General features: G+C 63.7%; 24 protein-coding genes and 1 pseudogene. 12 read left to right on the top strand and 13 right to left on the bottom strand.

All coding sequences use genetic code 11. The features are described from left to right. Positions 1-33 precede the first annotated feature (33 nt). From LK440_RS07570 to LK440_RS07555, 4 genes are all read left to right on the top strand, one after another. Complete coding sequence (locus LK440_RS07570) at positions 34-462, top strand: universal stress protein (RefSeq protein ID WP_005013792.1); 429 nt, start codon at positions 34-36, stop codon at positions 460-462. A 205-nt stretch (positions 463-667) separates the two neighbouring features. Continuing rightward, entirely contained in the window at positions 668-1,075 is a 408-nt protein-coding gene (locus LK440_RS07565; protein WP_005013796.1) for a DoxX family protein, read from the top strand. 281 nt (positions 1,076-1,356) lie between these two features. Next, positions 1,357-2,814, top strand: a complete 1,458-nt coding sequence (locus LK440_RS07560) for a YXWGXW repeat-containing protein (RefSeq protein WP_005013798.1) — start codon at positions 1,357-1,359, stop codon at positions 2,812-2,814. A gap of 15 nt (positions 2,815-2,829) precedes the next feature. After that, complete coding sequence (locus tag LK440_RS07555; RefSeq protein WP_005013800.1) at positions 2,830-3,384, top strand: peroxiredoxin; 555 nt, start codon at positions 2,830-2,832, stop codon at positions 3,382-3,384. A gap of 16 nt (positions 3,385-3,400) precedes the next feature. Here the strand turns inward: LK440_RS07555 and LK440_RS07550 are convergent, their stop codons facing one another. From LK440_RS07550 to LK440_RS07540, 3 genes are all read right to left on the bottom strand, one after another. Then, on the bottom strand, positions 3,401-3,805 hold the full coding sequence (locus LK440_RS07550) for a YgiW/YdeI family stress tolerance OB fold protein (protein WP_005013801.1): 405 nt from the start codon (positions 3,803-3,805) through the stop codon (positions 3,401-3,403). An 86-nt stretch (positions 3,806-3,891) separates the two neighbouring features. After that, on the bottom strand, positions 3,892-4,251 hold the full coding sequence (gene arsC, locus LK440_RS07545) for an arsenate reductase (glutaredoxin) (protein ID WP_005013802.1): 360 nt from the start codon (positions 4,249-4,251) through the stop codon (positions 3,892-3,894). Positions 4,252-4,297: 46 nt separating this feature from the next. Continuing rightward, positions 4,298-5,731 carry a CoA transferase gene (locus LK440_RS07540; protein ID WP_025341444.1) on the bottom strand — a complete coding sequence of 478 codons (1,434 nt, stop codon included), beginning with the start codon at positions 5,729-5,731 and terminating at the stop codon, positions 4,298-4,300. Positions 5,732-5,906: 175 nt separating this feature from the next. Between LK440_RS07540 and LK440_RS07535 the strand changes: the two genes are divergently transcribed. Beyond that, complete coding sequence (locus LK440_RS07535) at positions 5,907-7,319, top strand: cryptochrome/photolyase family protein (RefSeq protein WP_005013807.1); 1,413 nt, start codon at positions 5,907-5,909, stop codon at positions 7,317-7,319. A gap of 8 nt (positions 7,320-7,327) precedes the next feature. Here the strand turns inward: LK440_RS07535 and LK440_RS07530 are convergent, their stop codons facing one another. After that, positions 7,328-7,651 (bottom strand): tetratricopeptide repeat protein, encoded by a 324-nt coding sequence (locus LK440_RS07530; RefSeq protein ID WP_076879524.1) that lies wholly within the window; start codon positions 7,649-7,651, stop codon positions 7,328-7,330. A gap of 166 nt (positions 7,652-7,817) precedes the next feature. Here LK440_RS07530 and LK440_RS07525 point away from each other — a divergent pair, with 166 nt between their 5' ends. The 7 genes from LK440_RS07525 to LK440_RS07495 all read left to right on the top strand — a co-directional run bounded on the left by LK440_RS07525 (position 7,818) and on the right by LK440_RS07495 (position 13,570). After that, positions 7,818-9,356: a DUF1800 domain-containing protein gene (locus tag LK440_RS07525; protein WP_005013811.1), complete on the top strand. Its 1,539-nt coding sequence runs from the start codon at positions 7,818-7,820 to the stop codon at positions 9,354-9,356. 21 nt (positions 9,357-9,377) lie between these two features. After that, positions 9,378-10,559 carry a DUF1501 domain-containing protein gene (locus LK440_RS07520; protein ID WP_005013813.1) on the top strand — a complete coding sequence of 394 codons (1,182 nt, stop codon included), beginning with the start codon at positions 9,378-9,380 and terminating at the stop codon, positions 10,557-10,559. A 79-nt stretch (positions 10,560-10,638) separates the two neighbouring features. Further along, positions 10,639-11,133, top strand: coding sequence for a glutathione peroxidase (locus tag LK440_RS07515; protein ID WP_005013814.1), 495 nt, complete (start codon positions 10,639-10,641; stop codon positions 11,131-11,133). Between the two features lie 23 nt (positions 11,134-11,156). After that, entirely contained in the window at positions 11,157-11,621 is a 465-nt protein-coding gene (locus LK440_RS07510) for a GNAT family N-acetyltransferase (protein WP_005019424.1), read from the top strand. Between the two features lie 19 nt (positions 11,622-11,640). Further along, the gene (locus LK440_RS07505; RefSeq protein WP_005013819.1) at positions 11,641-11,916 is read left to right on the top strand and encodes a lipoate protein ligase C-terminal domain-containing protein; all 276 of its coding nucleotides are present in this window, start codon (positions 11,641-11,643) and stop codon (positions 11,914-11,916) included. Further along, positions 11,913-12,689, top strand: coding sequence for a lipoate--protein ligase family protein (locus tag LK440_RS07500; RefSeq protein WP_005013821.1), 777 nt, complete (start codon positions 11,913-11,915; stop codon positions 12,687-12,689). The genes LK440_RS07505 and LK440_RS07500 overlap by 4 nt, the downstream gene beginning before the upstream one ends. A 56-nt stretch (positions 12,690-12,745) precedes the next feature. Beyond that, the gene (locus tag LK440_RS07495) at positions 12,746-13,570 is read left to right on the top strand and encodes an RsiV family protein (RefSeq protein ID WP_005013823.1); all 825 of its coding nucleotides are present in this window, start codon (positions 12,746-12,748) and stop codon (positions 13,568-13,570) included. 141 nt (positions 13,571-13,711) lie between these two features. Here LK440_RS07495 and LK440_RS07490 read toward each other — a convergent pair whose 3' ends face one another. From LK440_RS07490 to LK440_RS07450, 9 genes and pseudogenes are all read right to left on the bottom strand, one after another. Next, a complete protein-coding gene (locus LK440_RS07490; protein ID WP_005013827.1) occupies positions 13,712-15,001 on the bottom strand; it encodes a Glu/Leu/Phe/Val family dehydrogenase in 1,290 nt (429 codons plus the stop codon). Between the two features lie 350 nt (positions 15,002-15,351). Then, the gene (locus tag LK440_RS07485; protein ID WP_005013828.1) at positions 15,352-16,086 is read right to left on the bottom strand and encodes a ribonuclease activity regulator RraA; all 735 of its coding nucleotides are present in this window, start codon (positions 16,084-16,086) and stop codon (positions 15,352-15,354) included. A gap of 94 nt (positions 16,087-16,180) precedes the next feature. Beyond that, positions 16,181-17,128: a formimidoylglutamase gene (gene hutG, locus LK440_RS07480; RefSeq protein ID WP_005013831.1), complete on the bottom strand. Its 948-nt coding sequence runs from the start codon at positions 17,126-17,128 to the stop codon at positions 16,181-16,183. After that, positions 17,125-17,889 (bottom strand): annotated as a pseudogene (locus LK440_RS07475) (amino acid ABC transporter ATP-binding protein). Before LK440_RS07475 ends, hutG begins: the two are co-directional and overlap by 4 nt. After that, positions 17,886-18,554: an amino acid ABC transporter permease gene (locus tag LK440_RS07470; protein ID WP_005013832.1), complete on the bottom strand. Its 669-nt coding sequence runs from the start codon at positions 18,552-18,554 to the stop codon at positions 17,886-17,888. The pseudogene LK440_RS07475 and the gene LK440_RS07470 overlap by 4 nt, the downstream one beginning before the upstream one ends. Beyond that, the gene (locus tag LK440_RS07465) at positions 18,551-19,294 is read right to left on the bottom strand and encodes a transporter substrate-binding domain-containing protein (RefSeq protein ID WP_005013834.1); all 744 of its coding nucleotides are present in this window, start codon (positions 19,292-19,294) and stop codon (positions 18,551-18,553) included. The genes LK440_RS07470 and LK440_RS07465 overlap by 4 nt, the downstream gene beginning before the upstream one ends. 35 nt (positions 19,295-19,329) lie before the next feature. Continuing rightward, positions 19,330-20,064 carry an IclR family transcriptional regulator gene (locus LK440_RS07460; protein ID WP_005013836.1) on the bottom strand — a complete coding sequence of 245 codons (735 nt, stop codon included), beginning with the start codon at positions 20,062-20,064 and terminating at the stop codon, positions 19,330-19,332. A 191-nt stretch (positions 20,065-20,255) separates the two neighbouring features. Then, positions 20,256-21,053: an ankyrin repeat domain-containing protein gene (locus LK440_RS07455; RefSeq protein ID WP_005013838.1), complete on the bottom strand. Its 798-nt coding sequence runs from the start codon at positions 21,051-21,053 to the stop codon at positions 20,256-20,258. Positions 21,054-21,107: 54 nt separating this feature from the next. Next, positions 21,108-21,878, bottom strand: coding sequence for a TatD family hydrolase (locus LK440_RS07450; RefSeq protein ID WP_005013840.1), 771 nt, complete (start codon positions 21,876-21,878; stop codon positions 21,108-21,110). Between the last annotated feature and the right edge of the window lie 13 nt (positions 21,879-21,891).

Below are 21,891 nucleotides of genomic sequence, written 5' to 3'. Positions count from 1 at the left end.
TCCTTTTTACATAACACTCACATAGAGGTCGCCATGCTGAAGATTCTTGTCCCCATTGACGGTTCCGAATGCGCCGTACGCGCACTGCATGATGCCATCGGTCTGGCCAAAGAAAGCGGCGGCGACGCTCAGATCCATCTGCTCAACGTGCAACTGCCCATCGTATCGGGCCATGCCAAGATGTTTTTGAGCAAAGAAACCATCGACAACTATTACAAAGCTGAAAGCGATGAAGCACTGGCCACAGCCCGTGCCGCGGCAGAAACCTCGGGAGTGGCCTATACGGCTGAAATGCGTCCCGGGCCGCTTGGCGAAACCATCGCCAAGTACGCCAAGGAACACCACTGCGACCGAATCGTCATGGGAACACGCGGCTTGGGTGCCGTCGGCGGACTGGTGCTCGGGTCGGTCGCGCAGAAGGTCATCCACCTCTCGCCGGTCCCTGTCACCTTGGTCAAGTAACGCGGAGCTTGCCGGCAAAAGCGGGCTTGCGGCCCGCTTTTTTTGTCCGACACGCTCGAACTGGCGCCTGCCGAGGCACGCCTGGCGACGACGATTTGCCGCGCGCGGCTTGTGTCGCCTGAACGGAATTTGCCATAATGGCCGCGCCTTTTCCCGTGGGGCGCGCAGCCGCCCCTTCCTGCTTCACTCAACCGGCGAGATTCCTATGAATAAATCTGACGACACCGGCAAACTGATTTTGCGATTAGCTTTGGGCATACTCATCCTCATGCATGGCGTCGCCAAGCTGAGCACCGGGGTGGGTGGTATCGCCGGCATGCTGTCTTCTCATGGACTGCCAGGCTTCCTGGCCTACGGGGCCTATCTGGGCGAAATCGTCGGTCCGCTGTTGCTGATCGTAGGCGTTTTCACGCGCTTGGGCGCTTTCCTGGTTTTCGCCAACATGGTCGTGGTACTGTTGCTGGTGCATTCGGGTCAGTTTGGCAACATCAATCCCCAAACCGGCGGATGGGCGCTGGAACTGCAAGGCATGTTTCTGTTCACGGCTCTGGCCTTGATGTTCACCGGTGCCGGGCGTTTCAGCCTGGGCGGCGCTGGCGGGCGCTGGAACTAAGCCTCGCAAGCGGCAAAAGCCCTCGCTGGCTGGAAGTCCTTCCAGTCAGCGAGGGCTTTGTCATTTTTCCGGCGCGACTGCCGCGGCGTCTGCTGACGCATACCGATGGCCAGGCGGCTGGCACAGGCCCTGGGCCCGACACCCTCTCCGTAAAGAATGGTCACGATTGAGTCATTTCGGAGTGGTTTCCGAGTGCAACCCGGGGCCGCACTTATGGCCTAATCCGGGCACACTGCATTTACCTGCGTTTTTGTCTGCGCAACGCCGCAATGGAGCCTGGCATGATCCCGCGCCCTTTCCGCTATCACCATCTGGTGAGTATGGCCCTGCTGGCCTGTGCCATGCCCGTGCACGCCCAGGTGAGCTACGACCCGGCGCCCGCCGCCGCAGCGCCAGCCAGTGCCGATCCGGCTTCCGCCAATATGGCTGCCGTTTCCGTCAGTGACCAGCCGCCGCCGGCGCTACCGGTCTATCAGCAACCCCCTGTCCCGGGTGACGGCTATATCTGGACTCCCGGATATTGGGCGCGCAACCCCTACGGCTTTTATTGGGTACCCGGGGCGTGGGTCGTCGCACCCTACGTCGGCGCACTGTGGACGCCCGGCTACTGGGCCTTCGACTTGGGCGCCTACCGCTGGCATGCCGGCTACTGGGGCCCTCATGTCGGCTTTTACGGCGGCATCAACTATGGGTTCGGCTACCTCGGCGTGGGCTACGTCGGCGGCTATTGGCGCAACCGCGCCTTCTTCTACAACCAGGCCATCACCAATGTGCGCCCGGGACGCGTGACCAACATTTACGTCCATAACGTCACGATCAACAACTACGACAAGCGGCGTATCAGTTACCACGGCGGGCCGGGCGGGATCGATCGTCGCCCCACCCCGCAGGAAGATGCCGCGCGCGGTGACCACCGTACGCCGGCGTCGCGTGATCAGATGGATCACGCGCGCTGGGCCGGCAATAACCGCGGCCAATGGGCGGGCCGTGGCGACGGCCCCAGGCAGACCGTGGCCGATGCGCCCATCGGCGGGCCGCGTGCCCACATGCGCTGGAACAGCGACGACTATCGTAGCCCGGGCAAACCGGGCAACGGTCCATCAGGCGCTGCCGTCACCGACAACCGCCCAGACGGCGCTCGTCCGTCGGGGGGGCAGGCCAATAGTGGCCGCCCGTCGGCAGGCACTCGACCTGAAGGCAACATGCGGCCAGACAACGGCAATCGGCCCCAGATGGGATCTCGGCCGGACACGGCAATCGACCGACGGGAGGCAATCGACCGACGGGAGGCAATCGCCCTGAGGGCGTCTATCGTCCCACAACGCCTGCGGGCAACCCGTCCGTACCCGCAGCAGTGCCAGGTCATCCGGGTAGTAGCAGCGCCAACCCTTCTGCGGGCGCGGCGCAACGCCCTGCCCCGTCTCAGGCACCCAATCGTCCTGACGCCGCCAGTCGCCCCGCCAGAAACCACCACGGCGGCGTCGCCCCTTCCCCGGCAAACCGGCCCGAACGCCTCACAACGCCGCCGGCTCAGATGCACACGCCCTCACACGAGGCTCGCCCCGCACGCGGCGAAGGGCGCGGCCGTCCCGAAGGCGGTGGTGCAGGACGCGGTGGCGAGCGCCAGGAGCGCAACTGACCTGGCGGCTGTGGGCGTCGCGCTGCGCTGGCCGCCTGCAGCATCTGTCTGTACATTAGAGATCAGCCTGCCGACACGGCACCGCAACCGGCCGGACTAGGGCCAGGAGACGTCAATGAAACCATATGCTCTGATGCTGACCACTGCCATGGCGCTGGCAGCCCACACGGGTGCGGCGCATGCCACGCTCACCCCTGGCGCCAAGGCCGCCGCTTTCACGACACAGGCCGCGCAAGGCGGGCAGGTTTTTGCCTTCGACATGGCCCAGGCCCTGCAGAAAGGGCCGGTCGTGCTCTACTTTTATCCGGCCGCGTTCACGCAAGGCTGCTCACTGGAAGCGCGCAATTTCGCCAAAGCCGTGCCGCAGTATCAGGCGCTGGGTGCCACCGTCATTGGAGTGTCGGCCGACAATATCGAAACCCTGAAGAAATTTTCAGTCAGCGAATGCGGGGGTAAGTTTGCCGTGGCGGCCGACACCGACGGCAAGATCATGAAGGCCTACGATGCCGTCTCGGATAAACGCCCCGAGTCGGCCAAACGGACTTCCTATGTAATCTCGCCGGCCGGCGAGGTGGTATATGAGTTCACGGACCTCAGCCCCGAACACCATGTGCCCAATACCTTGAAAGCCCTGCGCGAGTGGCGCGCCAGCCATCCCCTAGGGAAATAAAGGCGCGCCGCATACACTAGCGGGTGGGTGTGGCTTCGGTGCGGGCGTGCGCGGGGCTGCCATTTAGCACCCGCAGCGACGCCACATCGACCTCCGAGGAACCGATGATTTCGCGGTCGAACTCGCCCGCGATCTCTACCAGCGCCTGGTCGCTGATGGGCGTGCCGTGCGGAAAGAGATGCGACTCGATGTCCACGCGGACTTGGCCCGTGCCGTCGTCGAAAAGGTACTTTTCGTGATTGATCCGCCGCACCAGACGGCCGCGCAGCACGACGTGGGCGTCATCCGCCGCGGTGGAAAGCATTTGCCGCACGGTGAGATTGGGATTAAAAGCCGGCCCGACATACTGGGCTTGGGCCGGGCCGCCCGCCAGGGGCAACAGAATGGTGGCAGCACTGATCAGCAACACCTGCAGACGCATAAACTCTCTCCGAAAAAAAAAGTGTGTCAGTGTAGAAACACCTTCTCTCGCGCCGGACGATGGCCGGTAAAACAGGACTCTTGCTGTCACAGAATCTGCTGGACCACCTCAGCGGGCCGGCACAGACGCGCACCTTTCTCGGTCACCACGAATGGGCGGTTGATGAGGATCGGATGCTCGACCATGGCGTCGAGCAGATCGTCGTCACTGCGCTGGGGGTCATCCAGCCCCAGCTCCTGATACAGCGGCTCTTTGCTGCGGATGGCGTCGCGCACGCTCAGCCCCGATTGCCGGATGAGGCCCGCCAACGTCTGCCGCGAGGGCGGTGTTTTCAGGTACTCAATCACCGTCACCGCGTAACCGGCGTCCTGCAGCGCCTGCAGTGCCGTGCGAGAGGTCCCGCATCGCGGGTTGTGGTAGATGGTGGCGGAATGCGTGGATGACATCGGGGGCTCCTGCTATGGATCGGCCCCCTAGTCTACCCGCAAGCACTCACTGGAAAGGCCAGACCGTCGGGTGGGTGCCCGGCGGCACCGAAGGCCGTGTCCAGATCGCTGGCGTAGCCGAGAACTGCGCCGCATGTTGCACCGCGCTCAAGGTGCCGAATCCGGACTGCGTGGTGGCCAGAAGAGCGCCGATTGGCGGCATCGGGCAAGCCAAGCCATCGGTCACCCGGCCCAGACTGCGCAACCACATTCCCGTGCGTGCCAGCGAAACACGTACATGCCAACTGCCGCCCTCGGTGGCCTGTCGCATCAACGCGGCCTGTGCGCCGAAGGCCATCAGAAATCCCGAGGCATAATCGAGAATCTGCATCGGTAAAGGCTTGGGGTCGGCCTGGTTCAGGCCCGTCGCGGTTTGTACAAGGGAATCAAAACCGCGCCGCCTCGCCCAGGGGCCTTCGCTGCCGTAGGCCGACAGCGATACATAAACGATGCCTGGGCGGATGCGGGCGGCCTCCTGCGCCCCGAAACCCAGCGCCTCCAGCCCTCCCGGTCGGTAGCCTTGCACGAAGACGTGCGCACGGCGCAGCAGATTGCCCAACGCGATGCGGCCGTCAGCCGTTTCCAGATCGGCATAAGCGGAAAGCTTGCCCTGACTGGTTTCGATGATGTTGTCGATATTGGGCAAATGGGGAGCGTTGACGAGCATGACATCGGCCCCATAAGCCGCCAGCGTGCGCCCGGCAATGGGCCCGGCAATGATGCGGGTCAGGTCCAGAACGCGGATCCCCTGCAGGGGCCGCGCCAGCTCCGGGCCGTAGTGGGGCAAAGGCCGCGGATCGGCAGCGTCGATGCGCTCGATACTCACCAGAGGTTGGTTGGCCAACGCCCTCGCCTGGGGGTGCGCGTCCCATGATTGGAAACTGCGCATGGCCGCCACCACCAGGCCCGCGTCGGCGGCAACCTGTTCAAACTCCAAGGCTTTCCAACCTTGCAGGGCCGCAGCGACGGCCTCGCGCGTGCCGCCCTCGCCGGTAGGACAGCCCAACAGCGCCAGCGCGCCGTCGCGGTGATGCGCGAATTTGGCATGAATACGTACCCACCCCCCGTCACCACAGGGATATGCGCCCGAAATCTTGTCCCACTGCGGCGGCGCCACACCATTGATCGTGAAATGACCACGGCACTCCTGGGCCGCCTGCAGCATATCGACCATGACGCGCTGCCGCGGCTGGCCGCGCAGATGCCAGAGTTCGGCCGCGGCCAGTCCCGCGGCCGCGATACTCACCTGGGCAGCCGCCCCCACCGCAAAAGAGGAAGGCAGTACGGGGTCTTGCCCGGTCAGCGCGACGTTATCGAGCGCCTCGTCGGGCAGCGCCGCTGCGCGCCAGATGTCGCCCAGCGCCTCAAGACTATGCTTGCCTTGCTTGTCCAGAGCGCCCTGCGGGCTCAACGGCGAATGCCTATCCATCAGATTTCCCATGGCGCGATTGTCAGATTCACGGTGTCTTTACGATTACATGTCCATCGGTCACCCGACGTCAAGCCTGACGGCCGCATGCCTCCCGATGCTTGGCCGGGTGCCGGAAGGGTTCGCGGCTGCCTCCGCGCACCACGGACCGTTAGAATGACACTCGACATGGCTTCCTTGAACCTCCATGAACACCCTGGTTTGGCTGCGCAGCGATCTGCGCCTGCATGACAATCAGGCGCTAAGCGCAGCCGCCACCCAGGGCCTGACCCGCGCGGTCTTTCTTGCCTCACCCGGCCAATGGCAAACGCATGGCGATGCCGCGGTCAAGGTCGATTTCTGGCGCCGTAACCTGCTGGTGCTGGGGTCGTCGCTGGCGCAATTGGGCATAGAGCTGTCCGTCCTGACCCTGAAAGATTGGTCGCAGGCACCGCAGGCGCTGGCGGTTTTCTGCGCGGCGCGCGCCATCGAGCAGGTGCACATCAATGCCGAATGGGGTATTAACGAACGGCGACGCGACCAGGCCTGCACCGACCGGTTAGCGCGCGACGGGGTAAGCCTGAGCACGCACCACTGCGGAACGCTCTTGCCGCCCGGGACGGTGCGCACGGGCAAGGGCGATCCCTACCGGGTCTTTACGCCCTACGCCCGTGCCTGCCGCGACATTCTGCGCAGCGCCCCGCCGGCCGCGCAGCGGGCGCCTCGGCCTCAAGGCCCGGTGTCGTCGCCCCCGTCATTGCCGGACATCTGGCCCGACGTCGATGCGGGCATCGCCGCGCGTTGGCCTGCCGGCGAGGACGCGGCCCATGCCCGGCTGCGCGATTTTCTCGATCAGGATCTGATGCGCTATCACGAGCGCCGCGATCTGCCCGCCCTGCCGGGCACCAGCGCCCTGTCGCCCTACCTGGCCAGCGGCGTGCTCTCGCCCGCCCAATGCCTGCGCGCCGCCCTGCGCGCCAACCAGGGTGAAATCGACAGCGGCCAACAAGGCGCGCGTGCCTGGATCACCGAGCTGCTTTGGCGCGAGTTTTATCTGCATCTGCTGGCGGCTTATCCGGCGTTGTCCATGCATCAACCCATGCGACCGGAAACCCGTTATCTCGCCTGGCGCCGCGCGCCCGAGGACCTGCGGGCCTGGCAGGAAGGCCGCACGGGCATCCCGCTGGTGGATGCGGCACAGCGCCAGTTGCTGGCCACGGGCTGGATGCACAACCGGCTGCGCATGGTCAGCGCCATGTTTCTGGCCAAGAACCTTCTGCTTGACTGGCGCCTGGGCGAAGCCTGGTTCATGGGCCACCTCATCGATGGCGACCTCGCCGCCAACAACGGCGGCTGGCAATGGAGCGCGTCGACCGGCGCAGACGCCGTGCCCTACTTCCGCGTGTTCAATCCCATTACGCAGTCGCGCAGATTCGACCCCAAAGCGGCCTTTCTGCGCCACTGGCTGCCCGAACTGGCCGGTCTGGACGACAAATCCATCCATGAGCCCTCTGACGCCCAGCGTCGCGCCACCGGCTATCCGCAAGCCATCGCCGATCTTAAAACCAGCCGCCTGCGCGCCATCGAGGCCTTCTCCAGCCTGCCCGCCGCAGGGACCTGACGACAGGCTCAGAGCCCCTGTTTCTCCAAGCGGCGCAAAAAGACCGTCAGCTCCTTGATGAGTTGCTGATCGCCATGGCTGCGCGCGGCCTGTGTGCCGGACTCCCAGGCTTGGCGCGCCCCTGCGGCATCGCCCGACTCCAGCAACGCCCGGCCCAGCCATTTCCAGGCGATGGAATAGTTGGGGTCGAACGCCAACGCGGTGCGCAGATGCGCGATGGCCAAGGCGTATCGCTGCGCTTCGACATAGGCTTTGCCCAGCGAAAAACGCAACAACATGTTGTCTTGCCCCTTGGCAAGCATGGCTTCCAGACGTTCGGTCAGGCCCTGCATCTCGCTGAAACTCCAGAAAAAACATTCCTCGGCAGCCGACATCGTAGTGCCAGAGCGTCTGCAAACAGGTAAAAACCATCTGTGTCGCGGAGTTTCAGGGGCAAGCTGGCCGGGAATTTATCGGCCATAGTGGAGTCTGATTCGCTGCTTAGTCGTTCCAGGCCCCATGATGACGCTGTTTTCGATCCGTCCGCGCCATGTTTCGTTCACCTTGCTGCTGGCCTCGGCGAGCCTGGCCTGTGCCGTCCATGCGGCCGACGCTGCCGACGATCTTTACGCACGCGTCGATCGCATCACGTGGGGAGCCACGCCCGAGACACTGGCCCAAGCCCGCAAGGTGGGCTACGAGGCGTGGCTGCAATCTCAACTCGAGCCACCGGCCAAACCGGTCTTGCCGGCAGACGTTGCCGAACACATCGCGGCACTGCCCATCTCTACGGTCAGCGCGCAGCAGGCCTCCGTCGAGTTGCGCGAGCGCATTGCCCAAAACAAACAGACCGACGATCCCGACCAGCAAGTGCAGGCGCGTCGCGAGGCCAACCGCGCCATGCGCGACAGAGGACGGCAAGCGCGCGAGCGGGCCGTTTGGCTGGCCTTGTATTCACCCAACCAACTGCAAGAACACATGACCTGGTTCTGGATGAACCATTTCAACGTCTGGCTCAACAAAGGCTATGTCGGCACCACGTTGGACGACTATGAGGCCCAGGCCGTCAGGCCTCGATCGCTGGGCAAGTTCCGCGATCTGCTGGCCGCCACCGTACGCTCGCCCGCCATGCTGGTCTATCTGGACAATGCCGCCAGCCGCAACGGCAAGGTCAATGAAAACTACGCCCGCGAACTGCTGGAGCTGCATACCCTGGGCGTGGACGGCGGCTACACGCAACATGACGTCCAGGAGCTGGCACGGGTACTGACCGGAGTCGGTATCAACCTGAGCGGCAAACCCGCCAAACCCAAAGGCCCGCACGCCGCGGACCTCATCAGCGAGGGCCTGTTCGAGTTCAACCCGGCTCGTCATGCTTACGGCGACAAGGTCCTGCTCGGGCATACTATCAAGGGTCGTGGCTGGCCCGAAGTCGAGCAGGCCTTGGATATTCTGGCCAGCCATCCGGCCACGGCCCGTCACATCAGCCGCAAGCTCGCCACCTTCTTCGTGGCCGACACCCCGCCGAAAGCACTGGTGGATCAGTTGGCGCAGGCCTATACCCAAAGCGAAGGGGATATCGCTGCGGTGCTGCGCGCGCTGTTCAACTCACCGGCATTTTCCGCCTCGCTCAAGACGGGCAAATTCAAAGATCCCGTGCACTACGTTTACTCCGCGTTGCGGTTGGCGCTGCACGATCAGCCGCCGCTGAGCAACGCGCAGGCTGTCGCCAATCTGATCGATACGCTGGGTCAACCGTTATACGGCCGGCTGACTCCGGATGGATATCCCTTGACGCAGAACGACTGGGCTGGCTCCGGTCAGCTCAATACGCGCTTCGAAGCGGCGCGAACGATCGCAGCGGCCACCGGCAGCTTTTACCAAAAAAAGGATGAACCCCGCCCGCGCATGACGCTCTCGCGCCTGAGCCAGGCCTACCCTGAGCCTTCTGTTTTTTCGGGCTGGCCGGCAGGCAGCCGCGATGTCATCGCTCAGACACGCAACCTGGTCGATGCCAACACCTATCTGTTGGCGGCACCACCCTTCATGCGCCGCTGAACCAACGAACCGAGGCCTGCCATGAACCGACGTGATTTCCTTTCCCTGGCCGCCAGCGTGCCGCTGACGCTCCATGCGAGCCGCTTGCTGGCCGCGCCCGCGACAGACCAGCGGCTGCTGGTGGTCTTCATGCGCGGCGCGTACGACGCGGCCAGTCTGCTGATTCCGCAAAACGATTTCTACGACGAAAGCCGCCCGACGATCGCCATCGCGCGCGCGGGCAGCGGCGCCGATGCCGCGCTGCCGCTGCACGATGGCTGGGGGCTGCACCCCGCGCTTGCCGACACGCTGCTGCCCTATTACCAGCGCGGCGAGCTGGCCTTCGTGCCGTTCGCTGGCAGCGATGACCTCACCCGCAGTCATTTCGAAACACAGAACCGCATCGAACGAGGCGCCGCCGCCCACGATGGCAAAGCCCGCGTGGATTCCGGATTTCTTAACCGCCTGGCTCAGCAATTGGGCATGCCGGCGGTCGCCTTCACGCAGGATGTGCCGCAGATCTTCCGTGGACAGGCCAGCGTGCCCAATATCAGCCTGGCAGGGACGGCTCGCAAAGGCCGCATCAATGACGCGCAGGGACGCGTCATCACGCAGATGTACCAGGGTACGGAGCTCGAGGCCCGCGTGACAGAAGGCATGGATCTCAAAAGCGCCGCGCAGCGCATGGATGCCGAACAGGCCGAGGCCAACGGCACATCGCTGACGGTCAGCCGCCTGCAGGCCGAGTCGCAACGCATCGCCGGTTTCATGCGCGAACGCTACAACCTCGGTTTTGTGGATGTCGGTGGCTGGGATACCCACGTCAACCAGGGCGATGCGCGCGGCTCGCTGGCCGGCAAGCTCAAGCAGCTCGGCCAGGCGTTGAGCGCCTACGCGCAGGCCATGGGCCCGGCCTGGAAGAAAACCACGATCGTGGTCATCAGTGAATTCGGCCGCACCTTCCGCGAAAACGGCACTCGCGGCACGGATCACGGGCACGGCACCGTCTATTGGGTGATGGGCGGACAAGTGCGCGGCGCGCGCATCGCTGGCGAGCAAGTCGCCGTGGCACCGGGCAAACTGTTCCAGGATCGCGACTATCCCGTACTGAACGAGTATCGGGCGCTCTTCGGTGGCCTGTTCTCGCGCCTCTACGGCTTGGACGCCAAACGCCTGGCTGCCATCTTCCCCGGAGTGCGGCCCATCGACCTGAAGTTAGTCTGATCCGCCCGTGCCGCCAGGCTCGCGGCGAGCTACACTTTCGGCTCGGGGCCTGTCCGGCCCGTCACCCCCCGGAGGCAGTATGACCACTCTTTATGACTTCAGTGCGGCATCCCTGGACGGCACGGAACTGCCGCTGGCGCAATGGCGAGGGCAAGTCGTACTGGTGGTTAACGTGGCCTCGCACTGCGGCTTCACACCGCAATATTCCGGCCTGGAAGCGCTGCAACAACGCTTTGCCGGGCAAGGTTTCTCCGTCCTGGCCTTTCCCTGCAATCAGTTCGGCCGCCAGGAACCCGGCGATGCCGCCGAAATCCGCAGTTTCTGCGACACGCGGTACGGCGTCACCTTCCCGATGTTTGCCAAGATCGACGTCAATGGCGGCGATGCCCATCCCTTATACCGCTGGCTAAAAGAACAGAAGCCCGGCGTGCTGGGCACCGAAGCCATCAAATGGAATTTCACCAAATTCCTGGTCGGCCGCGATGGCCAGGTCATCGCCCGGTACGCGCCGACCGATGCGCCTGGCAGCCTGGCCGAGGCAATCGAACAGGCCTTGGCGGTCCCTCAGACTTGACCCCAACACGCCGGAGTCCAACCTTGACCGAAGCCCTGACGTTTCGTCGTGCCAGCGCCGGCGATCTGCCCGCGATCGTGGCGCTGTTGAGCGATGACGCGCTCGGGCACAGCCGCGAGGACGCCTCGCAGCCCCCCAATCTGGCCTATGTGCGCGCGTTCGAGGCCATCGATCTCGATCCCAACCAATTGCTCGCCGTCGCGCAAAGGGATGGCAGGGTCATCGGGTGCATGCAGATCAGTTTTATCCCCGGTCTGTCGCGGCTGGGCGCCTGGCGTGGCCAGATCGAAAGTGTCCGGGTGGCGCACAGCGAACGCGGCGCGGGCACCGGACGCCTTTTTTTCGAATGGGCCATCGAGCAATGCCGTCAGCGCGGCTGCGCTCTGGTACAACTGACAACCGACAAGCAACGCGCCGATGCGCAACGCTTCTATCTCGCGCTGGGCTTTCATGCCACCCATGAGGGCATGAAGCTCGCGCTGCAATGATCAAGGAGGGTCCGCCCCCATGCATGGCGAATATAAAGTCCCGGGCGGCAAACTGGTGGTTGCCGACCTGTCGGTCAGCGATGGCCTGCTCAGCGATGTCCGTATCAGCGGCGACTTCTTCCTGGAGCCGCCGGAAGCCCTGGCCCGCATCAACCAGGCGCTCACCGGCCTGCCTGCACAAGCCGACGAAGCGCAACTGAGCCAGGCGGTGCGCCAGGCGCTGCCAGCTGATGTCGAGATGTTCGGTTTTTCGCCCGAAGCCGTGGCCATTGTCGTTCGCAGGGCCCTCGCATGAGCCGCCCCGACTGGAAGGATTATCGCTGGGAGCTGGTGCACGAAGCGCCTCAACCCCCCCTGCTTCACATGGCGCTGGATGCCGTCATCACGGATGAGGTCGGCGCTGGCGTGCGCGCGCCGACATTGCGTATATGGGAATGGGCCGCACCGGCCGTGGTCATCGGGCGCTTTCAATCCCTGCGCAACGAAGTCGACGCCGAAGGCGCACGCCGCCACGGGGTGTCGGTCGTGCGGCGGGTCAGCGGCGGCGGGGCTATGTTCATCGAGCCGGGCAACTCCATCACCTACTCGCTGTCGGTGCCTCAGGAGTTCGTTGCCGGCATGAGCTTTCAGGAGTCCTATGCCTTTCTCGACTCCTGGGTGATCAAAGCCTTGCACGACCTGGGCATCAAGGCCTGGTATCAGCCCCTGAACGATATCGCCTCCGAGGGCGGCAAGATCGGCGGCGCGGCGCAGGCGCGGCGCAGCAAAGCCGTGCTGCACCACGTCACGATGTCCTATGACATCGATGCCGACAAGATGGTCGAGATTTTGCGTATCGGGCGAGAAAAGCTCTCCGACAAAGGCACGACCAGTGCCAAAAAGCGTGTCGACCCCCTGCGCAGCCAGACCGGCCTGGCGCGCGACGCGATCATCGAGCGCATGCTCCAGACCTTCGCCGCCATGGCACCGCTGCAACCCGTGGCACTGGCCGACAGCACCATCGCGGCAGCCCAAAAAGAGGTCGACGAAAAGTTCGCCACTGAGCAGTGGCTGACCCTCGTACCCTGATCGCTGCAGGCGCGACTTACGGCGCCTGCAGGCATGTATTGCATGAAAGAGGCTTTATGTTCCAGATCAATCTGCCCTTGTCCCCATCTGTCGCGAAACTGAGCGCCTGCGTCAGCCTCGTCTTGCTGGCCGCCTGCAGCAGTGCGCCGCCGGCCAATATCAGCCTGCCGGCTGGCGGCTCGCCTCAGGCCACCAGCAACGCCAGTATTGGCGACGTCAAAACACAACGCATCGAATGGAAAGGCGTCAAGCCTGGCTGCAACGGTGAGTGCCCCACCATCGAAATAGATAGCGTGGCGTTTCCCGACATCCCCCAACTGACGCAGGCGGTCGACCACCTCCTGGCCAGCCTGACGGGCGTGGACAGCAAGCTGCGCGGCCAATACGGCAACCTCACCGAGTACACCCAATATTTCTGGCGCAATGCCCAGGGGCGCGACAACACGTTCTTCAAGGCCACGGTCAAAGACGTGGCGCAGGGCGTGATTGCGGTCGAGTTGCACACCAATCAGTATTTCACCGGGGCCGCCCACGGTATTCCGGCCACGCTGTATCTCAATTGGCAGATCGCAGGCGGCCGTCTGCTGCACCTCGATGACCTCCTTATCCCCGGACGCCGACCCGCCTACGACAAGGTCCTGCAGCAGGCGCATCGCAAATGGCTGGCCACCAATGAGGATGCCAAGCACGACCCAGCGGCATACGACAAGATGTGGCCCTTCCAGGTGACCGACAACATCGCGGTCACGCGCGAGGGCCTCGTGGTCAAGTATGACGCCTACTCGATTGCGCCGTACTCGCATGGCGAACCGGAGCTGCTGCTGCCCTGGAGCGAGCTGCGCGGCGTGGTAAAACCGGAGTTTCTGCTCAGCCCGTCCTGAATCCGGCCGAGCTCGGGCAGACGGCGGCAGGCGCTACCCTGTCGCTCTCCATCCGCTGCCTGACGCAGCAGCCGCGCGGTCTTCGGGGCTGCAAGGCCCGACTATCGCCATGACAGGTAACCAACACCTGTCTGGATGGCCTCAAGGATAAAGGCCGCGGACCTGACGCGCCTGCAATATGCGGGTGCACGCCACAATGAAGGCCGCCGTACGCAACGTGACATTATGCTCACGCGCCACCTGGGCGATGCTCGTGTAGGCCTCGCGCATGATGCGCTCGAGGCGCTGGTTGATTTCTTCCTCGCTCCAGAAAAAGCTCGAGAAATCCTGCACCCACTCAAAGTACGAAACCGTCACACCGCCGGCATTGGCCAGCACGTCGGGCACGACATATACGCCGTTTTCTCGCAGGATATCGTCAGCCTGCGGGGTGGTCGGGCCATTGGCACCTTCGACCACGATCTTGGCCCGCACCTTGGCAGCATTGGCCTCAGTGATCTGGGACTCCAGCGCTGCAGGGATCAGGAAATCGGTTTCAAGCGTCCAGAATTCGGCATTGTCCAGGGCCTGGCCACCCGAAAAATCTGCCACGCCACCCGTGGCAGCCACGTGGGCCAACAATTTGTGCACATCCAGCCCGGCTCCATTGTGCACGGTGCCGGTATGATCCTGCGCCGCGATGACTTGTGCGCCGGCTTCGTGGAACAGACGAGCGGCCGTGCCGCCCACGTTGCCAAAGCCCTGCACCGCGACCTTTGCACCGGCCACAGGCACGTTGCGGTCCCGGGCCGCTTCGCACGCAACCACGAAAACCCCGCGCCCGGTGGCTTCGACGCGGCCCAGGCTGCCGCCCAGCGCGATAGGCTTACCAGTGACGACACCCGTGGCGGTAGCCCCTTCATTCATCGAATAGGTGTCCATCATCCACGCCATGGTCTGGGCGTTGGTGTTGACATCGGGTGCCGGAATATCCTTGGATGGGCCAATGATGACGCCGATTTCGGTGGTGTAACGGCGCGTGACGCGCTCGAGCTCGGCCTGCGACATATTGCGCGGATCCAATCGCACGCCGCCCTTGGCGCCGCCATAGGGCAAATTGACCGCCGCGTTCTTAATCGACATCCAGGCGGCCAGCGCCATCACTTCGGACAGCGTCACATCCTGGTGGAAACGCACCCCGCCCTTGCCCGGACCCCGGGAGGTATTGTGCTGCACCCGATAACCCTCGAAGTGAGCAATCTGACCATTGTCCAACTCGATCGGAACATCCACCACCAGCGCGCGCTTGGGGCGCTTGAGCGTTTCGACCCAGCGTGCCAACGAACCCAGGTAGGGTGTGACGCGGTCGACCTGCTGCAGATAGACACCCCAGGGACCGAGGTGGTTGGCATCCAGATAGGAAGGCAAGGCATGAACGAGGGGTTGAGACATAAACGCGATCTCCGGGCTGAGTTTGCGAAATTCTACCCGCGAGTCAGATGTGTCACCATATATATATCTAATTTTTTAAATAGGGACGCATAATAAGCCGGTGACGCGGAGTGGCGCCGCATGCCCGGAGTCGTCGCTGCAGGCTGACGCGCCGCGACCGCGCTTGGTGAGGTGTCGAACGTGCAGGGGACGCCCAGGGCCGTCAGGCCACTCGTATTGACAACCGCCCGGTAAGCCGCCGAGACGGCCGCACACCAGTCCCGCCAGCGACAGCGGCGCGTTGGCGTCGAGCCCTACCGCGCCGCACATAAAAAAAAACGGCCTTCAAAGGCCGTTCGCTGCCGCAGCGCTCACGTCGCTGCATCATCCCGCTTGCTTGCCTCATAGCGAGCCTTGTGCTCGGCATTGGGCGGATACAAGCCCGGCAGGGCCCGCCCCTGCGCGACTTCGCGCATGATCCAGCCCTCCAGGCGCTCTTGCTCGACGGCCTCGGCCACGACCTCATCGAGCAAAGCGGCCGGGATCACGACAGCGCCATCCTGGTCGGCCACGATGACGTCGCCAGGAAATACCGCCACGCCACCGCAACCGACGGGCTGCTGCCAATCGACGAACGTCAACGCGGCCACCGAAGGCGGCGCAGCGGTCCCCGCTGCCCAGACCGGCAGGCCGGTGGAAAGGACACCGGCCAGATCCCGCACGGCGCCATCGCTGACCAACGCCGCCACGCCCCGATGTGCCATGCGAGCACATAGGATATCGCCCCAGAATCCGGCGTCTTTAACGCCCTGGGCGTCGACCACGGCAATGCATCCCGCAGGCATTTGCTCGATGGCCGCGCGCGTGGACGTCGGAGAACTCCAGGAAGCGGGCGTGGCCAGATCTTCCCGCGCTGGAATGAAGCGCACGGTAAAAGCGCGCCCGGCGATGCGCGGCAAGCCGGGCGCCAGTGGAAACGCGCCGCGTATCCACACATTGCGCAGGCCCTTTTTGAGCAGGACGGTGGTCAGTGTGGCGGTAGTGATCCTTTCGAGCGCCCTGAAGGCCTCGTCGTCCCGGAAAGGCTCGCGGGCTAGCGTCGTCATCTGCGTTCTCCGATTGCCCGCGCAAATGGCGCGGCCGGTTTACACAATAAGCGCAAACCGGCCGAAACCAAAGCATGACAGTACCGTCAGCGGGCTACCGCCAGGCGGTGAGGATGCGCCAGGCCAGCCGCGCCGCCACACGCGCGCCATGGTTGTCGATGTCGAAGTCCGGGTTGGCCTCGGCCAGATCCGCCAGCCGCAGCTTGCCACTTGCGGCCACATGCGTGACGATGCGTTCGACCACTTCCAGTGGCACGCCATAGGCTGCCGGCGCCGACACTCCGGGCATCACCGCAGCGGGCAACACATCCAGATCCACGGTCAGATAGACATGACTGACCTGCTCCAGCAGCCGATCAACATCGGCCAGGCGTGCCGCCAGATCAGTTTCGCGCATGTCCACATCCTCGACCCAGAAGGCTCCCACTTCCCGGGCCCGGTCAAAGAGAGCCACGGTATTGCTCAGGCGCGACACGCCAAGGCAGGCGTATTGCACGGGCAGCCCCCGCTGCGCGCATAGCGTGACCACCTGATCGAATGGCGTGCCCGAGCTTGCCGGACGACCGGTGCGCAGATCGAAATGGGCATCCAGGTTTAGTACCAGTACGGCGGCCTCGTCGCCGCTGGCATCCAGCCATTGGCGCAAGCCCATGAAGCTGCCCCAGGCGATTTCATGGCCACCGCCTAAAGCCAGCGTGCGCGCGCCGGCGCTCAACAGACGCGCCACCTCTTTGGCATAGCGTTGCTGCGCATCTTCCAGGTCACTGCCGTCGCAGGCCACATCGCCGGCATCGTGCAGGATATCCAGGCCGTGCACCGGGATGCCGGCCAGCATCCGGCGGATGGCCGCGGGCCCCTGCGCGGCACCCGGTCGACCCTGATTGCGCAACACACCGGCATCGCAGGCAAAACCCAGCAAGGCCGCCTCCCCGGCAGCCGGCTGACGGCCGTCGGCAGCAACGATGTGCGCCATACGGCGCGTGTCGCCGCGCTCGCCGCTGTCGTCGCGGGCGCGCCAAATGGCGGGGACCGCGCCGCTCATGATTGCGAACTCAGCACAGCTTGCAGGAACTCGCGCGTGCGAGGCTCGCGCGGATTGCTGAAAATGGTCTCCGGCGGGCCGGACTCCAGGATCACGCCCCCGTCCATCACCGCCACGACATCGGCCACCTCGCGGGCAAAGCCCATCTCGTGTGTGACCACCATCATCGTCATGCCTTCCTTGGCCAGCAACTTCATGACCTGCAGCACTTCGCCCACCAGTTCCGGATCCAGTGCCGAGGTGGGTTCGTCAAACAGCATGACTTCCGGCTTCATCGCCAGCGCGCGCGCGATGGCCACGCGCTGCTTCTGACCGCCCGACAACGAACCCGGCATGGCCGACGTCTTGTGCGCCAGCCCGACCTTGGCCAGCAGATCATGCGCCAATTGCTCCGCATCGTGGCGCGTCAGGCCGCGCAAGGTGCGCGGACCCACCGTCACGTTGTCCAGCACCGACAGATGCGGAAAGAGATTAAACGACTGGAACACCATGCCCACCTGCATGCGCATGCGGTTCAGTTGGGCTTCCGGCAATTGCTTGCCATGGTCCAGCAGCGCATGGCCGCAAATCTCTATGGTGCCCTTCTGCGCCACTTCCAAGCCATTGCAGCAGCGCAACAGGGTGCTCTTGCCCGAACCGCTAGGCCCGATCACCACGACGACCTACGAGGGTTTGACGTCGAAATCGATGCCGCGCAGCACCTCATGGTCGCCGAAGGCCTTGTGCAGACCACGGATCTTGATCATTTCTTGCGTGCTCATTGCACCATCCCTTCGGCGCGCAAGCGTTGCTCGATCTTGCGCAGAATCATCGTCGTCGCCGTCGTCAACACCAGATACATCAACGCGATCACCAAGTACGTCTCCAGCGAGCGATAGGACACGCTGATGATCTTCTGGCCTTCGTGCATGAGATCGTGGATGGTCAGCAAAGAGACCAGCGCCGAGTTCTTGATCAGGGCGATGAACTCATTGCCCAGCGGAGGAATCATGCGGACCACGGCCTGCGGCAGGATGATGATGCGCATGGCCTGCCCGGACGACATGCCCAGCGAACGGGCCGCTTCGGTCTGTCCGCGATCCACGGACTGAATCGCGCCGCGCACGATCTCCGATACGTAGGCGCCCGAATAAATACCCAGCCCCAGTACGCCGCAAGCAAACGCGGGCAAGACAATGCCGAACTGAGGCAAGCCGAAGAACCAGATGAAAAGCTGCACCAGCAGCGGAGTACCCCGGAAAAACAGCAGGTACGTACTGCACAGGTTGTAGACCACCCGGTTCTTGGGATTGAGCCGGCCCACGCCGACCAGCAGGCCAATCACACAACCGAGCAACAACGAGCAGGCGGTCAGCTCGACGGTGACCAGAGCCCCGTCGAGCAAGGCCCCGAAGTCAGCGAAGACAGGAGAAAAATCCAACATCATTTGGCGGGAGCCTCAAACCACTTGTTGATCAGACGGTCATAGGTGCCGTCAGCCTTGATCTTCTTGAGCGCGGCGTTCATCTCCGCGGTCAGCTCTGGTTTGCTCTTGGGAATGGCGATGCCATATTCCTCGGTGGTGACCTGCTCGGCCAGTACCGTCAGATCCGCCGTGCTCTGGGCAAACAGTTTGGCTGCCGGCTTGCCGGTGACGGCCGCATCGCTGCGACCGATTTGCACGAGGTTGAACATCTCCTGATTCTTCTCGACCTCGATGCGCTGCACCTTGGGCAGGTTGTCGCGCAGGTAGTTGACCGACTTGGTGCCAACCTGCACGGATACCTTGTGACCGTCCAGGTCCTTCACGCTCTTGATCGGACCGTCCTTCTTGGTCACCACGACCAGACCGCCGGCGTAGTACGGATCCGTAAAGTCCACCACCTTCTTGCGGTCATCGGTGATGTAAATGGCCGAGACGGCAATGTCGGCGCGGCCCGCTTGCAGGGCGGGGATCAAACCCTTGAAATCAATGTCGATCCACTCGATCTTTTTGCCCATGGCCTGGCCCAGAGCCTCGACCAGCTCGATGTCAAAGCCGGTGCGTTTGCCGTCTTTGACAAACTCCATCGGCGGGAAGGTGGCATCGGTTACGGCGCGGATGGTATCCGCGGCAAAGGTGCTGCTGCAGGTCAGCGTCAGACCCAGTGTCAGCGCGGCGGTGAGCAGTTGGCGGCGAGTCGTCATGGTGCGTCCTATCGGTCGGAGGTGATACGTGTTACTTAATGGGCCGCCAAGCGGGCGGAAATTCTTTCAGCGGCCGCCACGGTCATGGCGGCCAGGGATTGGGTGCGCGCAGCGGCGCGTGTGGACGGGGCCATGAGCGTGATCGACGCCACGGCCTGCGACGGGCGCCGGAACACCGGCACACTCACGCCCCAGACACCCGCGTCAACTTCACTGTCGGTCATCGCATAACCCTGACGTCGTATGACCAGTAGGTCGCGCTCCAGCGTCGCCAGGTCAGCGCCTGCCGCACCCAGTTCCTCGAGCCGCACCTGCAGGCGGGCTGCCGGCATGAACGCCAGCAACGATTTGGCCGAAGCGCCCTTGACCAGCGGCAGCCCCCGGCCCTTGACGAAGGAGCACCGCAGCGGATGCTGGCTCTCGACCATGTCCAGACACACCGCCTGGTCCTTGACGGCCACCAGCAGACCGACACTTTCGCCGGACTCGGCAGCCAGGCGTGCCATGTCGTCCTGCGATTCCTGGATCAAAAACGACGATTGATCAGAGCCACGCGCCAGTTGTACGCAGGCCGGACCCGGGCCGTAGGCGCCGGCCTGCTCCAGCACGAACCCCCAGCGCTTGAGCAAGGCGATCTGCCGATACAGGGTGCTTTGCGCCAGTCCGGTCTGCTCGGCCAGCGCCGCAATGGTCAGCGGACTTTCGTGACGCGCCAGCGTGGCCAGCACGTACAACACGCGATCCGCGCCCCCTGCAACCTGTTCCTGCATCAAAGCGATCTCTCAGACAGATACCCAATGACGACAGATTATCCATTTTTCTCAAAATACAAATTCAATATTCCCATTTACTGAGAATGCACAGGGAAAACCCCAGTCATATTTCTTGAATTCTGGGTATCCGGACACAAAAAAAGCCCCTTACGGGGCTGGTCGAACAAGGCGTGGCCCGCCGGCGGCCTTCACTCGTAGGTGTTGAGCCGAACGCCGGAGACGCCTTGCACTTGCCCGGCGGGGCTGGGATGGGTGGGCGCGGCAGGAGCCGCAGGCATGGGCGGGGCCACGCGGGACGCGCCCGCCGCGGGCGAACCCCGCTGCGCTTCCCGGGCCTGCCAGGCTTTCTCGGCAATGCGCTGCAACTCCTGCGACAAGGTGCCCCACTTGCCCTCCAGAGCCCAATCGGCGGCGGTCTGGCCTTTGAGGTCCTGGGTGGTCGGGTCCGCGCCCGCATCGAGCAGCACCTGCACCATATCCCGATTACCGGAATAGCCCGCCATCATGAGCGGCGTACGCCCTTCCGACGACGGCGCATTGACCATGGCGCCCTTGGTCAGGAGCATCTTGGCTGTGGCGACTTGACCTTTGGAAGCAGCGTAATGCAGGGGTGTCCAACCCAGCCGGTTGACCTGGGCGCCGCGGGCGATCAATTTGCGTGCCCGCTCGGTCTGGCCCGCCAAGGCCAGGTACATCAGGGGCGTTTCGCCGGCAGGATTCTCGATATTGACGTCCGTGCGAGGGTCCGCGGCCAAGACGTCGAAAACACCCCATGCGCCATCGACGACCGCACGCATGATGGCTGGCTGGCCGTTCTTGAAGCGCACATTGGGGTCGGCGCCCTGTGCGAGCAGGCCCTTCAATTCAGCGGGTCGATCGTTATGCACATAAAACCACCAATTCTGCGGCACCTCCACCTGTTGGGCAGATACCGGGTGACCGGCCAGGGTCAGGGCTAGCAGCGCCGTGGCCGCCAACGCGGACATCTTTATCCTTACCCCCATGCCAACCCCCTTTCAAAGTTGATAGTTTACCTTCAATTATCTTACTATCTTGCTGAAAAGTTTAAAGAAATTCTCGGTCGAAGCATGTGCCACCTCGGCCACCGTACGGCCCTGCAGTTCGGCGATCTTCTCGGCTACATGAATGACCTTGGAGGGGTCATTGAGTTTGCCGCGGTAAGGTACCGGCGCCAGGTAAGGCGAGTCGGTTTCGATCAGCAGCCGGTCCAGCGGCATATTGCGAGCCACCTCGTGCACGATGCCCGCATTCTTGAAGGTCACGATGCCGGATAGCGAAATATGGAAGTTCAGGTCCAGCGCGGCCCGGGCGATCTCCCAGGTCTCGGTGAAACAATGCATCACTCCGCCGATTTCGTCGGCACCCTCTTCTTTGAGAATGCGCACGGTGTCTTCGGCCGAACTGCGCGTATGGATGATCAACGGCAGCCCCGCGCTGCGGGCCGCACGGATATGGCGCCGGAACCGCTCGCGCTGCCAGTCCAGCGGCTCGCTCAGGCGGTAATAGTCCAGCCCCGTCTCGCCTATGGCCACGACCTTGGGATCCTGTGCCAGGCGCACCAGCTCCTCGGGCTGCGGATCGGGCGTGTCCTCATAATCCGGATGCACGCCCACGGACGCCCACAGATTGCGCTGCGGACGGACAAGATCCATCAGACCCGGCCATTCCGGCATGTTGACGCTGACTACCAGCGCATGCGTGACCTGATTGGCCGCCATGCGCTCCAGCACGGCGGGCAGATCGGCGGCCAGCTCCGGGAAATTCAAATGACAATGCGAGTCTACGAACATGGGCAAAAAAATG

This window comes from Bordetella holmesii (genome assembly GCF_020735985.1).
GTDB classification, from domain to species: Bacteria; Pseudomonadota; Gammaproteobacteria; order Burkholderiales; family Burkholderiaceae_B; genus Bordetella; species Bordetella holmesii.
This window is presented reverse-complemented; position numbering and strand designations above follow the sequence as displayed.

Bases quoted from the DNA above. Each gene is read 5' to 3' on its own strand.
- LK440_RS07570 (WP_005013792.1), top strand. From the start codon at position 34: ATGCTGAAGATTCTTGTCCCCATTGACGGTTCCGAATGCGCCGTACGC.
- LK440_RS07565 (WP_005013796.1), top strand. From the start codon at position 668: ATGAATAAATCTGACGACACCGGCAAACTGATTTTGCGATTAGCTTTG.
- LK440_RS07560 (WP_005013798.1), top strand. From the start codon at position 1,357: ATGATCCCGCGCCCTTTCCGCTATCACCATCTGGTGAGTATGGCCCTG.
- LK440_RS07555 (WP_005013800.1), top strand. From the start codon at position 2,830: ATGAAACCATATGCTCTGATGCTGACCACTGCCATGGCGCTGGCAGCC.
- LK440_RS07550 (WP_005013801.1), bottom strand. From the start codon at position 3,805: ATGCGTCTGCAGGTGTTGCTGATCAGTGCTGCCACCATTCTGTTGCCC.
- arsC (WP_005013802.1), bottom strand. From the start codon at position 4,251: ATGTCATCCACGCATTCCGCCACCATCTACCACAACCCGCGATGCGGG.
- LK440_RS07540 (WP_025341444.1), bottom strand. From the start codon at position 5,731: ATGGGAAATCTGATGGATAGGCATTCGCCGTTGAGCCCGCAGGGCGCT.
- LK440_RS07535 (WP_005013807.1), top strand. From the start codon at position 5,907: ATGAACACCCTGGTTTGGCTGCGCAGCGATCTGCGCCTGCATGACAAT.
- LK440_RS07530 (WP_076879524.1), bottom strand. From the start codon at position 7,651: ATGCAGGGCCTGACCGAACGTCTGGAAGCCATGCTTGCCAAGGGGCAA.
- LK440_RS07525 (WP_005013811.1), top strand. From the start codon at position 7,818: ATGATGACGCTGTTTTCGATCCGTCCGCGCCATGTTTCGTTCACCTTG.
- LK440_RS07520 (WP_005013813.1), top strand. From the start codon at position 9,378: ATGAACCGACGTGATTTCCTTTCCCTGGCCGCCAGCGTGCCGCTGACG.
- LK440_RS07515 (WP_005013814.1), top strand. From the start codon at position 10,639: ATGACCACTCTTTATGACTTCAGTGCGGCATCCCTGGACGGCACGGAA.
- LK440_RS07505 (WP_005013819.1), top strand. From the start codon at position 11,641: ATGCATGGCGAATATAAAGTCCCGGGCGGCAAACTGGTGGTTGCCGAC.
- LK440_RS07500 (WP_005013821.1), top strand. From the start codon at position 11,913: ATGAGCCGCCCCGACTGGAAGGATTATCGCTGGGAGCTGGTGCACGAA.
- LK440_RS07495 (WP_005013823.1), top strand. From the start codon at position 12,746: ATGTTCCAGATCAATCTGCCCTTGTCCCCATCTGTCGCGAAACTGAGC.
- LK440_RS07490 (WP_005013827.1), bottom strand. From the start codon at position 15,001: ATGTCTCAACCCCTCGTTCATGCCTTGCCTTCCTATCTGGATGCCAAC.
- LK440_RS07485 (WP_005013828.1), bottom strand. From the start codon at position 16,086: ATGACGACGCTAGCCCGCGAGCCTTTCCGGGACGACGAGGCCTTCAGG.
- hutG (WP_005013831.1), bottom strand. From the start codon at position 17,128: ATGAGCGGCGCGGTCCCCGCCATTTGGCGCGCCCGCGACGACAGCGGC.
- LK440_RS07470 (WP_005013832.1), bottom strand. From the start codon at position 18,554: ATGATGTTGGATTTTTCTCCTGTCTTCGCTGACTTCGGGGCCTTGCTC.
- LK440_RS07465 (WP_005013834.1), bottom strand. From the start codon at position 19,294: ATGACGACTCGCCGCCAACTGCTCACCGCCGCGCTGACACTGGGTCTG.
- LK440_RS07460 (WP_005013836.1), bottom strand. From the start codon at position 20,064: ATGCAGGAACAGGTTGCAGGGGGCGCGGATCGCGTGTTGTACGTGCTG.
- LK440_RS07455 (WP_005013838.1), bottom strand. From the start codon at position 21,053: ATGTCCGCGTTGGCGGCCACGGCGCTGCTAGCCCTGACCCTGGCCGGT.
- LK440_RS07450 (WP_005013840.1), bottom strand. From the start codon at position 21,878: ATGTTCGTAGACTCGCATTGTCATTTGAATTTCCCGGAGCTGGCCGCC.